The 13,148-nt window shown below is 52.3% G+C and carries 12 protein-coding genes and 5 tRNA genes; 12 read left to right on the top strand and 5 right to left on the bottom strand.

What is annotated here, in order from left to right; all coding sequences use genetic code 11:
• The first annotated feature begins 26 nt into the window (after positions 1-26).
• The 12 genes from recX to luxS all read left to right on the top strand — a co-directional run bounded on the left by recX (position 27) and on the right by luxS (position 8,462).
• The gene (gene recX / locus HV311_RS05265; RefSeq protein WP_016154165.1) at positions 27-527 is read left to right on the top strand and encodes a recombination regulator RecX; all 501 of its coding nucleotides are present in this window, start codon (positions 27-29) and stop codon (positions 525-527) included.
• 128 nt (positions 528-655) lie between these two features.
• The gene (gene alaS / locus HV311_RS05270) at positions 656-3,283 is read left to right on the top strand and encodes an alanine--tRNA ligase (protein ID WP_016157306.1); all 2,628 of its coding nucleotides are present in this window, start codon (positions 656-658) and stop codon (positions 3,281-3,283) included.
• Positions 3,284-3,521: 238 nt separating this feature from the next.
• On the top strand, positions 3,522-3,707 hold the full coding sequence (gene csrA, locus HV311_RS05275) for a carbon storage regulator CsrA (RefSeq protein ID WP_000906486.1): 186 nt from the start codon (positions 3,522-3,524) through the stop codon (positions 3,705-3,707).
• A gap of 336 nt (positions 3,708-4,043) precedes the next feature.
• Positions 4,044-4,136 (top strand) — tRNA-Ser (locus HV311_RS05280).
• 3 nt (positions 4,137-4,139) lie between these two features.
• Positions 4,140-4,216: transfer RNA gene (locus tag HV311_RS05285), tRNA-Arg, on the top strand.
• A 91-nt stretch (positions 4,217-4,307) separates the two neighbouring features.
• Positions 4,308-4,384: transfer RNA gene (locus HV311_RS05290), tRNA-Arg, on the top strand.
• 192 nt (positions 4,385-4,576) lie between these two features.
• Positions 4,577-4,653 (top strand) — tRNA-Arg (locus tag HV311_RS05295).
• A gap of 192 nt (positions 4,654-4,845) precedes the next feature.
• A tRNA-Arg gene (locus HV311_RS05300) sits at positions 4,846-4,922 on the top strand.
• Positions 4,923-5,171: 249 nt separating this feature from the next.
• Entirely contained in the window at positions 5,172-5,738 is a 567-nt protein-coding gene (yqaB, locus tag HV311_RS05305) for a fructose-1-phosphate/6-phosphogluconate phosphatase (protein WP_019077532.1), read from the top strand.
• A complete protein-coding gene (locus tag HV311_RS05310; protein ID WP_096755992.1) occupies positions 5,735-6,163 on the top strand; it encodes a YqaA family protein in 429 nt (142 codons plus the stop codon). The genes yqaB and HV311_RS05310 overlap by 4 nt, the downstream gene beginning before the upstream one ends.
• A gap of 77 nt (positions 6,164-6,240) precedes the next feature.
• On the top strand, positions 6,241-7,797 hold the full coding sequence (gshA, locus tag HV311_RS05315) for a glutamate--cysteine ligase (RefSeq protein ID WP_191220809.1): 1,557 nt from the start codon (positions 6,241-6,243) through the stop codon (positions 7,795-7,797).
• A 149-nt stretch (positions 7,798-7,946) separates the two neighbouring features.
• Positions 7,947-8,462 (top strand): S-ribosylhomocysteine lyase, encoded by a 516-nt coding sequence (gene luxS, locus HV311_RS05320; protein WP_191220810.1) that lies wholly within the window; start codon positions 7,947-7,949, stop codon positions 8,460-8,462.
• 141 nt (positions 8,463-8,603) lie between these two features.
• On the opposite strand, the gene emrB is transcribed toward luxS, so the two are convergent.
• The 5 genes from emrB to HV311_RS05345 all read right to left on the bottom strand — a co-directional run bounded on the left by emrB (position 8,604) and on the right by HV311_RS05345 (position 13,145).
• Entirely contained in the window at positions 8,604-10,142 is a 1,539-nt protein-coding gene (gene emrB / locus HV311_RS05325) for a multidrug efflux MFS transporter permease subunit EmrB (protein WP_016154159.1), read from the bottom strand.
• A gap of 16 nt (positions 10,143-10,158) precedes the next feature.
• Positions 10,159-11,331 carry a multidrug efflux MFS transporter periplasmic adaptor subunit EmrA gene (emrA, locus tag HV311_RS05330; RefSeq protein ID WP_049282740.1) on the bottom strand — a complete coding sequence of 391 codons (1,173 nt, stop codon included), beginning with the start codon at positions 11,329-11,331 and terminating at the stop codon, positions 10,159-10,161.
• Between the two features lie 130 nt (positions 11,332-11,461).
• A complete protein-coding gene (gene emrR / locus HV311_RS05335; protein WP_003037300.1) occupies positions 11,462-11,992 on the bottom strand; it encodes a multidrug efflux transporter EmrAB transcriptional repressor EmrR in 531 nt (176 codons plus the stop codon).
• Positions 11,993-12,082: 90 nt separating this feature from the next.
• Positions 12,083-12,418, bottom strand: a complete 336-nt coding sequence (gene ygaH / locus HV311_RS05340; RefSeq protein ID WP_016154157.1) for an L-valine transporter subunit YgaH — start codon at positions 12,416-12,418, stop codon at positions 12,083-12,085.
• Positions 12,408-13,145: an AzlC family ABC transporter permease gene (locus HV311_RS05345; protein ID WP_191220811.1), complete on the bottom strand. Its 738-nt coding sequence runs from the start codon at positions 13,143-13,145 to the stop codon at positions 12,408-12,410. Before HV311_RS05345 ends, ygaH begins: the two co-directional genes overlap by 11 nt.
• Positions 13,146-13,148 lie beyond the last annotated feature (3 nt).

Consider the following 13,148-nt stretch of genomic DNA (forward strand, 5'->3'; position numbering starts at 1 on the left):
CCCTTTTCCATTTCTGAAGGCTCACTATGACAGAAGCAACTTCCCGCCGCTCCGCTTATTCCCGACTTCTTGACCGCGCTGTACGTATACTGGCGATGCGCGATCACAGCGAGCAGGAACTGCGGCGTAAGCTGGCCGCTCCGGTGATGGGAAAAAATGGACCGGAAGACATTGATGCAACGCCGGAGGATTACGACAAGGTCATCGCCTGGTGTATTGAAAGTCGTTATCTGGATGATGACCGCTTTGTTCAGCAGTTTATCTCCAGCCGTAGCCGTAAAGGTTATGGACCCGCGCGTGTGCGTCAGGAATTAAACCAAAAAGGGATTTCGCGGGAAGCCGTTGAACGAGCCATGCGCGAGTGCGAAATTGACTGGGCAGCACTTGCGCGCGCACAGGCCATTCGTAAATACGGAGAACCTTTACCTGTAGATTTTTCAGATAAGGTAAAGGTCCAGCGCTTTTTGCTCTACCGTGGCTATCTGATGGAAGATATTCAGGCAATATGGCGAAATTTTGACGATTGAGCGCATACGGGATTTTACTTCCCAGTAAAGAAAACTTATCTTATTCCCACTTTTCGATTGCCAGAGGCGCAGTTTACGTGCCGATGCTGGTAATGACATTTCGTTAGCTTGATTTCTTCAGGATAATTATGAGCAAGAGCACCGCTGAGATCCGTCAGGCGTTTCTCGATTTTTTCCATAGTAAAGGACATCAGGTAGTTGCCAGCAGCTCCCTGGTACCGAACAATGACCCTACTTTGTTGTTTACCAACGCCGGGATGAACCAGTTCAAGGATGTGTTCCTTGGCCTCGACAAGCGTAATTATTCCCGCGCAACCACCTCGCAGCGTTGCGTGCGTGCGGGCGGTAAGCACAACGACCTGGAAAACGTCGGTTACACTGCACGTCACCATACTTTCTTCGAAATGCTGGGCAACTTCAGCTTCGGCGATTATTTCAAACATGATGCTATTCAATACGCATGGGAACTGCTGACCGGTGAAAACTGGTTTGCCCTGCCAAAAGAGCGTCTGTGGGTCACCGTCTATGAAACTGACGATGAAGCCTATGAAATCTGGGAAAAAGAAGTCGGCATTCCGCGCGAACGTATCATCCGTATCGGTGATAACAAAGGCGCGGCTTATGCTTCCGACAACTTCTGGCAGATGGGTGATACCGGCCCTTGCGGTCCGTGCACCGAAATTTTCTACGACCACGGCGACCACATTTGGGGTGGCCCTCCGGGAAGCGCAGAAGAAGATGGCGATCGCTACATTGAGATCTGGAACATCGTCTTCATGCAGTTCAACCGTCAGGCTGACGGTACCATGGAACCGCTGCCGAAGCCGTCCGTGGATACCGGTATGGGCCTTGAGCGTATTGCGGCCGTGCTGCAACACGTTAACTCCAACTATGAAATCGACCTGTTCCGTTCACTGATTGAGTCCGTGGCGAAAGTCACCGGCGCGACCGATCTGAGCAACAAGTCGCTGCGCGTTATCGCTGACCATATCCGCTCCTGTGCATTCCTGATTGCCGATGGCGTTGTCCCGTCGAATGAAAACCGTGGTTATGTGCTGCGTCGTATCATTCGTCGCGCGGTACGTCATGGCAACATGCTGGGCGCGAAGGATACCTTCTTCTACAAGCTGGTTGGTCCGCTGGTGGACGTCATGGGCTCCGCAGGTGAAGAACTGAAGCGTCAGCAGGCTATGGTTGAGCAGGTTCTGAAAACCGAAGAAGAGCAGTTTGCGCGTACATTGGAGCGTGGTCTGGCGCTGCTGGATGAAGAACTGGCAAAACTGTCCGGTGATACACTGGATGGCGAAACCGCATTCCGTCTGTATGACACCTACGGTTTCCCGGTTGACCTGACGGCGGACGTTTGCCGCGAGCGCAACATTAAGGTTGACGAAGCGGGCTTTGAAGCCGCAATGGAAGAACAGCGCCGTCGCGCGCGTGAAGCCAGCGGCTTTGGCGCAGACTACAATGCGATGATTCGTGTTGATGGCGCCTCTGAATTTAAAGGCTACGAACACCTGGAACTGAATGGCAAAGTGACCGCGCTGTTTGTTGATGGTAAAGCGGTAGACGCAATTAACGCAGGTCAGGACGCAGTTGTCGTACTGGATCAGACTCCGTTCTATGCGGAATCTGGTGGTCAGGTTGGCGACAAGGGTGAACTGAAAGGCGCAGGCTTCGCGTTTGCCGTGAGCGACACGCAGAAATATGGCCAGGCCATTGGTCACATCGGTAAGCTGTCTGCGGGTTCTCTGAAAATTGGCGATGCAGTACAGGCTGATGTTGATGAAGCTCGTCGTGCGCGCATTCGCTTGAACCACTCCGCAACGCACCTGATGCACGCGGCGCTGCGCCAGGTACTGGGCACGCATGTGGCACAGAAAGGCTCGTTGGTTAACGATAAAGTGCTGCGCTTCGACTTCTCTCATACTGAAGCTATGAAGCCTGCTGAAATCCGTGCCGTTGAAGATCTGGTGAATGCGCAAATTCGTCGCAATCTGCCGATTGAAACGAACATCATGGATCTCGAAGCGGCGAAAGCCAAAGGCGCAATGGCGCTGTTTGGCGAGAAATATGACGACCACGTGCGTGTTCTGAGCATGGGTGATTTCTCTACCGAACTGTGTGGTGGTACTCATGCCAGCCGTACGGGTGATATCGGTCTGTTCCGTATTGTGTCTGAGTCAGGCACTGCGGCGGGCGTTCGTCGTATCGAAGCTGTGACCGGTGAAGGCGCTATCCAAACCGTGCATGCTGAGAGCGATCGCTTAAGCGATATTGCGCAGCTGCTGAAAGGCGATAGCCAGAATATTGGTGACAAAGTTCGTTCCGTGCTGGAGCGTACGCGTCAACTAGAAAAAGAATTGCAGCAATTGAAGGAACAGGCTGCGGCGCAGGAGAGTGCAAATCTCTCCAGCAAAGCGGTTGATATCAATGGCGTGAAGCTGCTGGTCAGCGAACTCGCGGACGTTGAGCCGAAAATGTTGCGTACCATGGTTGATGATCTGAAAAATCAACTGGGGTCTACCGTTATCGTTCTGGCAACGGTAGTGGAAGGTAAGGTTTCTCTGATTGCGGGTGTGTCTAAGGACGTGACAGATCGCGTGAAAGCAGGGGAACTGGTTGGAATGGTCGCTCAGCAGGTAGGCGGTAAGGGTGGTGGTCGTCCGGACATGGCGCAAGCCGGTGGTACGGATGCTGCGGCTCTGCCAGCAGCGTTAGCCAGTGTGAAAGGCTGGGTCAGCGCAAAACTGTAATAATTATAAGCGTAAGTCGACGCTGCGGACTTCAATCCGCAGCGTTTGTATCAACGCTATCGACAACGATAAAGTCAGGTTGAAGTTGTGTATATCGGCTAAACTTAGGTTTAACAGAATGTGATGCCGTGACTGCTTACACTTAGGTGTTTGTCATCGCTTACTTTTTGGCGTTATATGATGGATAATGCCGGGATACAGAGAGACCCGACTCTTTTAATCTTTCAAGGAGCAAAGAATGCTGATTCTGACTCGTCGAGTTGGTGAGACCCTCATGATAGGCGATGAGGTCACCGTGACAGTTTTAGGGGTGAAGGGCAACCAGGTGCGCATTGGCGTAAACGCCCCGAAAGAAGTTTCTGTCCATCGTGAAGAGATCTACCAGCGTATCCAGGCTGAAAAATCCCAGCAGTCCAGTTACTAAGGTTTTCGCGTCTCACCTTTCTGGTGAGGCGCAACCTGATTGAATTATCCCTTTTCTTCTCTTTTCTTCTTCGTCTTCCTCATTTTTTCGATTCTCATCCGCGTATTGCCTTTCCCTGCGATTTTTCCGTTTGTTCATTGCCTCAGGAAATTGCCAATTTATCTGTTGATAAAACACTCTTTTTGCCGTTTTTGCAGACTAATTGCGCGTGAAATGTGCAAACGATAAAAGCGCTGGAAAAATTGTTTGACTTATAAGTCCCAGAAAGTAATATGTGCGCCACGCAGCGACGATGAGCAGAAACAAGTTCTTCGAAGCATTCGCAAGAGGCGTGTTGGTGAGGTGGCCGAGAGGCTGAAGGCGCTCCCCTGCTAAGGGAGTATGCGGTCAAAAGCTGCATCCGGGGTTCGAATCCCCGCCTCACCGCCATTTGCATCCGTAGCTCAGCTGGATAGAGTACTCGGCTACGAACCGAGCGGTCGGAGGTTCGAATCCTCCCGGATGCACCATCTTCTCTGCAATAGCGCATTAGCGTTGTTACAGAAAATCGATATCACTTTAGCAGCGATATCAAATCTGCAGTAAGTAAGTTTCCCTGATGCATCCGTAGCTCAGCTGGATAGAGTACTCGGCTACGAACCGAGCGGTCGGAGGTTCGAATCCTCCCGGATGCACCATCTTCTCCGAGATAACAGCAAAACTGTTGTTTCATGGTCTGCGAGATAATCGCGAGCACCAGGGAGGATAACGTTGCTTCAGCAACGGCCCACAGGGCGAGGCGCAGCCGAGTAATCCTCCCGGATGCACCATCTCTTACTTGATATCGCTCATTACGATATCAATATCGGCAGTAAAGCAAGTTTCCCGATGCATCCGTAGCTCAGCTGGATAGAGTACTCGGCTACGAACCGAGCGGTCGGAGGTTCGAATCCTCCCGGATGCACCATCTTCTCCGAGATAACAGTAAAACTGTTGTTTCATGGTCTGCGAGATAATCGCGAGCACCAGGGAGGATAACGTTGCTTCAGCAACGGCCCGCAGGGCGAGGCGCAGCCGAGTAATCCTCCCGGATGCACCATCTTACTTGATAGCGCTTTAGCAGCGACATCAAGTCTGCAGTAAAGCAAGTTTCCCTGATGCATCCGTAGCTCAGCTGGATAGAGTACTCGGCTACGAACCGAGCGGTCGGAGGTTCGAATCCTCCCGGATGCACCATCTTCTCCGAGATAACAGCAATACTGTTGTTTCATGGTCTGCGAGATAATCGCGAGCACCAGGGTGGATAACGTTGCTTCAGCAACGGCCCCAGGGCGAGGCGCAGCCGAGTAATCCTCCCGGATGCACCATCTTCTCTCCTTTGAATCATTTCCACATACTCCCGGAACACCCCTTAATTCGCTGTCAGCGACAAAATCAATCAATTACGATAAAATAACGTCTGGTCATTCGGCTTGTGAGAAGACGATGTACGAACGTTATGCGGGTTTGATTTTTGATATGGATGGCACCATCCTGGATACCGAGCCAACGCACCGTAAGGCGTGGCATGAGGTATTGGGGCATTATGGATTACGTTTTGATGAACAAGCCATGGTCGCCCTCAATGGCTCCCCAACGTGGCGTATTGCCCAGTCGGTAATTGAATTGAATCATGCCGATCTTGACCCTCATGCATTGGCGCGTGAAAAAAACGACAAGGTGAGAAGCATGCTGCTGGATAGCGTCCAGCCTTTGCCATTGGTTGACGTCGTGAAAGCCTGGCATGGTCGTCGTCCTATGTCGGTAGGTACGGGGAGTGAAAGCGCGATTGCGGAAGCTCTGCTCGCACACCTTGGGCTGCGTCGCTATTTTGATGCTGTAGTCGCAGCCGATCACGTACAACACCATAAACCTGCTCCTGATACGTTTTTGCTCTGTGCCGAACGTATGGGTGTTGCTCCGGCGCGCTGTGTCGTATTTGAAGATGCCGATTTTGGACTGCAGGCGGCGCGTGCCGCAGGAATGGACGCGGTGGATGTCCGGTTATTGTGAGTGATGGACTATCGCTCCTGTCACTGTTTGCCAGCAGTTTTCTCAGCGCTACGCTATTACCCGGCAATTCTGAAGTTGTTTTAGTTGCTTTGCTGGTCTCTGGGGTAAGTCATCCCTGGGTCTTAGTCTTAACAGCAACAATGGGTAATAGCCTTGGAGGGTTAACTAACGTTATCCTTGGGCGTTTCTTTCCATTGCGTAAAACATCGCGCTGGCAAGAAAAAGCCACTGGCTGGCTGCAGCGCTATGGCGCTGTCACACTATTATTAAGCTGGATGCCGGTTGTGGGTGATTTACTGTGCCTGTTAGCTGGATGGATGCGCATCTCGTGGGGTCCAGTACTTTTTTTCTTATGCCTTGGCAAGGCGCTGCGCTATGTAGTTGTCGCAGCGGTTACGACGCAAGGCATTATGTGGTGGCACTAATTGTGTTGTGAGATAGCCTTCAGGGTAACCAATACCATTATGCTAATTAAAACGATTTTGACAGGCGGGAGGTCAATTTGATCCCGGACGTATCACAGGCGCTGGCCTGGCTGGAAAACCATCCTCAGGCGTTAAAGGGGATTCAACGTGGGCTGGAGCGCGAAACGCTGCGCGTTAATGCAGATGGGTCATTAGCAACGACAGGCCATCCTGAGGTGTTAGGCTCAGCGCTAACGCATAAATGGATAACCACTGACTTTGCCGAAGTACTACTGGAGTTTATTACGCCTCCAGGCGACGACATTGAGAAAATGCTCACGTTCATGCGCGACCTGCATCGGTATACCGCCAGGAACCTGGGCGACGAGCGTATGTGGCCGTTGAGCATGCCTTGCTATATTGCCGAAGGTCAGGATATCGAACTGGCGCAGTACGGTACGTCGAATACTGGTCGTCTGAAAACGCTGTACCGTGAAGGCCTCAAAAACCGTTACGGCGCGTTGATGCAGACTATCTCTGGCGTACACTACAATTTCTCATTGCCGATGGCTTTCTGGCAGGCGAAATGTGGCGTAACGGACGGCGAAGATGCTAAAGAGAAGATCTCCGCGGGTTACTTCCGTCTGATCCGCAACTACTACCGTTTTGGTTGGGTGATCCCGTATCTGTTTGGCGCCTCTCCGGCCATTTGTTCCTCTTTCCTGCAAGGAAAACCGACAACCCTGCCGTTTGAAAAAACCGACTGTGGGATGTATTACCTGCCGTATGCGACGTCGCTGCGCCTGAGTGATTTGGGCTATACCAATAAGTCGCAAAGCAATCTCGGAATTACGTTTAACGATTTGCATGAGTATGTGGCAGGATTAAAGCGCGCGATTAAAACCCCTTCCGAGGAGTACGCGGCGATCGGTCTGGAGAAGGACGGTAAGCGTCTGCAAATCAACAGCAACGTTCTGCAGATTGAAAATGAGCTGTATGCGCCTATTCGCCCGAAACGCGTCACTCGTCGTGGCGAAACGCCTTCTGACGCGCTTCTGCGTGGCGGTATTGAGTACATCGAAGTTCGCTCACTGGATATCAACCCGTTCTCACCGATCGGCGTGGACGAGCAGCAGGTGCGCTTCCTCGATCTGTTTATGGTTTGGTGTGCGCTGGCCGATGCCCCGGAAATGAGCAGCGATGAATTGCTGTGTACGCGTAAAAACTGGAATCGGGTGATTCTTGAAGGTCGTAAGCCTGGGCTGACGTTAGGTATTGGCTGTGAAACAGCCCAGTTCCCGTTGCCTAAGGTAGGGAAAGATCTGTTCCGTGATCTGAAACGCGTGGCACAAACGCTGGACAGCATCGATGGGGGAGAGGAGTATCAAAAGGTCTGTGATGAACTGGTTGCCTGTTTTGACAACCCAGAACTGACTTTCTCTGCCCGCATCCTACGGTCTATGATTGATGAAGGCATTGGCGGCACGGGTAAAGCGCTGGGTGAGGCTTACCGAAATCTGCTGCGTGAAGAGCCGTTAGAAATATTGCAGGAAGCGGAATTTATTGCTGAAACCGAGGCTTCAAAGCGTCGTCAGCAGGAGATCGAAGCGGCTGATACTGAGCCGTTTAGAGTGTGGCTGGAAAAGCACGCTTGATACAAAAGAAAAAGGCCACTCGGGAGTGGCCAAAATTTCATCTCTGAAAACAGGGATGATGATAACAAATGCGCGTCTTTCATATACTCAGACTCGCCCCGGAACAAAGAGTTCAGATTATTTTCAAAAAATTTATCGGAGGTGGCTAAATGCCGTTGTTAGATAGTTTTACTGTCGATCACACCCGGATGGAAGCTCCCGCGGTCCGGGTTGCAAAAACGATGAACACCCCGCATGGCGACGCAATCACCGTGTTTGATCTGCGTTTCTGCATTCCGAACAAAGAAATGATGCCTGAGAAAGGTATCCACACGCTGGAACACCTGTTTGCAGGTTTTATGCGTAACCACCTCAACGGCAACGGCGTGGAGATTATCGATATCTCTCCGATGGGATGCCGCACTGGCTTTTACATGAGCCTGATTGGTACGCCAGACGAGCAGCGTGTTGCCGACGCGTGGAAAGCGGCGATGGCGGACGTGCTGAAAGTGCAGGATCAAAACCAGATCCCGGAGCTGAACGTTTACCAGTGTGGCACGTATCAGATGCACTCTCTTAGCGAAGCACAGGATATCGCACGTCATATTCTGGAGCATGATGTACGCGTTAACAGCAATGAAGAGCTGGCGCTGCCGAAAGAGAAACTGCAGGAACTGCATATTTAGTCATACTGATTAGTTGTTCCAGTATTTAAATTAACCTCGGCTTATAACCGGGGTTTTTTATTGCCTCCCCTCAACCATATCCCTGGGAGGTGGTTTACGGGACAATAAAAAAGGGATCCGCAGATCCCTTTTATCAGCTATTTAGTGCGCGCCACCGCCGCCGCCGCCCGCACCGAAGGGCGGTTTGGCAAACCACACCAGGCCAAGCAAGACCAGGAAGATCCCCGCCGACATCCAGAAGATTTCGTTGGCGGAAATAATCAGCCCCTGATTGGTGATCTGCTGGGCTATCCAGCCTGACGCCTGCTGGTGCGTCATCCCTAAATCCTGCAGCTTATCGTACATTGCCTGCGCATTTGGATTGTAAGGATTAACGGATTCCGTTAACTGCGCATGGTGAAGTGACTCGCGGTTAGTCCACATCGTCGTCGTAATTGATGTGCCAATAGAGCCGGCCAGCGTTCGCGTAAAGTTCGACAAACTTGATGCCGCGGCTAGACGCTCAGGCGGTAAGCCGGACAGCGTGATAGTCGTCAGCGGCATAAAGAAGCAGGCTACCGCGAAACCCTGAATAAACTGTGGCCAGGCCGATGCGCCAAAGTCCATACCCGGTTCGAACGTCCACGCACGCCAGTAGAAACAGACGGCGTACATAATAAAACTGAACGTGACTAACCGACGCATATCAAGCTTGTGCGCGAAGCGGCCGATAATCGGCGATAAGATCACCGGAATCACCCCAACCGGCGCTGACGCCAGACCGGCCCAGGTTGCCGTATAGCCGTATACCTCCTGCAACAGCTGCGGCAGCAGGACGATTGCGCCGAAGTAGAGCATATAGGCCAGACTGATACACAGACAGCCGATGGTAAAGTTGCGCGACTTAAACAGCGAGAGGTCGACAATGGGGTGCTCGTCGGTAAGCTCCCAGACGATCAGGAAGCTGATGGCGACAACGGCGACCACCGTCAGGATGATAATCTCCTGTGAGGCGAACCAGTCCAGCTCTTTGCCGCGGTCGAGCATAATCTGCAAACTGCCGATACCAATGACCAGCAGGGCCAGACCAATGGCATCGATGCGCCGCTGCTCGGTTTTGGTTTCCCGACCGCGCAGGGTTTGCAGAGTCATCAATACCACCGCAGCACCGATTGGCACGTTGATGAAAAATATCCAGCCCCAGTGATAGTTGTCGCTGATATAGCCCCCAAGAATAGGGCCACATATCGGGGCAACAATCACCGTCATCGACCATAGCGCCAGGGCGATGGAACGCTTGGCGGGAGGATAGTTATTCAGCAACAAGCTTTGTGACAGCGGAATTAATGGACCGGCGACAATCCCCTGGATTACGCGGAAGAAAATCAGCATGTTCAGGCTGGTGGACATCCCGCATGCCCATGACGCAATGACGAAGGCGATAGTTGACCACATGAATAGCCTTACTTCGCCAAAGCGCTTTGCCAGCCAGCCGGTGATCGGAATCGAGATAGCGTTCGCCACCCCGAATGAGGTGATCACCCAGGTACCCTGGCTCAGTGAAGAGCCGAGGTTCCCGGCGATAGTGGGGATCGCCACGTTAGCAATGGTGGAGTCCAGCACCTGCATGAATGTCGCCAGGGACAGCGCGATCGTCATAATGACGAGCTGCGCGCCTTCCAGCGGTTTTTGCTGTTGCATCACACGCACCTTTGAATTAGCCCGCGTTGGCCTGCACGATCTCTTCGATCATCTTATTGACCGGAGCAAGGTTGATTTCCCGTGCATTACTTTCTGATACCGGCGTGGTGCGAACCTGGCTTGCCAGAATTTGTCCGTCACGATTTGAGGTATCTACCGTAACCAGCGTAGATAAACCGATACGCAGCGGATGCTGCGCCAACTGCTGTGCATCCAGTTCAATACGCACCGGTAGACGCTGGACGACTTTGATCCAGTTACCCGTCGCGTTTTGTGCTGGCAGCAGAGAAAAGGCGCTGCCTGTACCCATATCCAGCCCGACAACCTTACCGGTATATTTCACGTCATCGCCGTAAATATCGCTGATAACGGTCGCCGGTTGACCGATACGCATGTGCGCGAGCTGTGTTTCTTTGAAGTTGGCATCCACCCACAGGTTAGTGGCTGGAACAACCGCCATCAGCGGCGTGGTCGGGCTAATTTGCGCTCCCGGCTGCACGGAACGACGGGAAACATAGCCAGTCATTGGGCTGACGATTCTGGTTCGTTCCAGCGCCAGCCAGGCATTGCGCACTTCAGTGGCAGCCTGTTGCACGGCGGGCTGGTCTTCCAGCTTACTGCCGAGAATCATCGCCTGGTTGGCATTATATTGTTGGATCGCGACATCAAGCTGAGCCTGAGCGCTGGCGACGGCATCACGCGCATGTTGCAGCTCTTCGCGGCCAATCAGGTTGGCGTTGCCCAGCGGGACACGGCGATTAAAGTCGCTTTGTGCCTGCGCCAGCGCGGTTCTCTGCACTTCAATGCTTGCCTGTAACTGCTTGCTGTTGATCATCAACTGGTGCGTCTGACGCACGCTGGAAGCCAGCGCAGTTTTGGCTTTTTCAAATGCCTGCTTTGCGTCCGTCTGGTCGAGGGTGACCAGCACATCGCCTTGTTTTACAAAGTCAGTGTTATCAGCCCAGACTTTCGTCACGCTGCCTGATACCTGCGCCATGATTTGAACCTGGTTCCCTGCCACGTACGCATCGTCTGTCTCTTCGACATGACGCAGTACTAAAAACCAATAAATCCCATATGCCACGGCAATGATAATAAAGAGCAAGGTCAGAAGGAGCAGCATACTTTTACGTTTGCCATTCTTCTTGACCGGTTGCTGCGGGGTTTGAGTCTCCGCATTTGCGCTCATGTTGTTCTCCACGATCTTCTTTTTTTTCACATCGGCTGAGCCGACCTGTTTATCAGACAGGCCAGCAGTATGCGTGCTGGCCTGTCGGTTTTTTCATTTATAAATCTGGATTTCTGAGCGAGTCGGCGCGTTAGCGCAACGCTTCTAATACCGCGCCATCCTGCTCCATCTGGTCAAGACGGGTCAGAAGTTTACGGGTAATTTGCTCAAGCTGATCTTTTTCGGTGGTGCTGAGAGATGACCAAAGCTGATGCAGGCAGTTATGCTGAGGCGGTAACACCTCTTGCAAAAATGCGTGGCCTTTCTCGGTCAATTGCAGATGCAGACAGCGGCGATCGTTATCGCTTTCGCGACGTTCGATCCAGCCACGTTTTTCTAACTCATCCGCAATGCGGGTTGCGTTAGTGCGTGACGAGCCAAGCGCGCAACTCAGTTCAGAAGGCTGAATACTGTGGTTTTCCTGAGACTCCAGCGTAATCAACGCCATAAACAATGTCTCGTTAATCCCTTGAGCTTTCAGCATCTTATTGCGGTTTTCCAGCAGCTTGCCCTGCATGTGCATGCATAGACGAGTCAGAAGCACTTCCTGATAAGGGAACTCTTCGTAGCGGCTGGCGCGAAATTTTAGCATTTGTTCAATGGGCGTAAACGAACTATCCATTTGGGTATAACCTCATTAATTTCAGCCGATATAGTAACGACAGTGACAAATAAAGTAAATGTATTATTTATTTAAAATGATTGTTTTTATCTATAAGACAATCAGCATTTTCCAGGCTAATCCATAGCCCAGAGCACTCAGTAAGGTTGGAATGATGATGCTGCGGGTCTTATAGAAGCTTGCGCCCAGTATGACAAACCCCACCAGCGTAGGCACGAACCGACGAGAATCGTGCATCACTTCTGGCGCGGTAGACACCACCAACAGGGCGCAAATTGATGCAATGCCAATGGTGTCGAGTAATATGCCCGTCGCGCCGCGCTTCGTCGGGCGAACATTCCCCACTCCAAGACGGAGCGGCAAATAACGAAAACAGTAGTTAACGCAGCCGACCAACAGGCCAAGCAGCAGGACCTCATAGCTCATCGGGACCTCCCTGCCAAAATGACTGGATAAGAGCCGTCAGACATCCGCAGACAATGCCTGCAAGGATGGCGGCAGGAATGGAAAACAGCATGACGCCAGCCAGCGCGCCGGCCAGTGCTGCAGTTACACAAAGTGCTTGTTGACGCTGGAAAGAGGCGAGCAGGAAGCTCATGAACAGCGCCGGGAGCATGAAGCCCAACGCCGCTTCAACTGCCGGGTAATCCTTGAGTAAACCACTACCGGAAAACGCGCCGATCACCGTGCCAAACATCCAGGAGGCCCAGGAGCATAGCGCAATGCCGATCATCCAGTTTTCACTCCAGCGCCGGTTATCCCGTACCAGTTTCGCCGTGGCGGCGGCAAAGACTTCATCGGTGAGGCCAAAGGCCCACAGCGCGCTTTTGGGTTTGCTCAGTCGCTGGGCGATTCGGCTACGCAGGGAAGGTCCGTACAAAACATGGCGTACATCCATGGCCATGACGGTCAGTGCGGCGACCCACAAAGAACTGCCTGCGGCGAGCATTGTGGTGATGACAAACTGGCTGGCTCCCGCATAGATAATGCAGGAGAAAAACACGCTTTCAACCGGAGTAAAGCCAAGGCGAGTGGCATTGAGACCAAATGCAAAAGCGACCGGAATATAGCTGATGACTATTGGCAGGCTGTCTTTGAATCCTTCAGTTAGCGTCGCAGAACTGGGTTCAGACTGGGATATCGGGCTTTCCATAGG

Origin of the sequence: Citrobacter sp. RHBSTW-00881 (assembly GCF_013728515.1) — a bacterium.
GTDB lineage: Bacteria > Pseudomonadota > Gammaproteobacteria > Enterobacterales > Enterobacteriaceae > Citrobacter > Citrobacter braakii.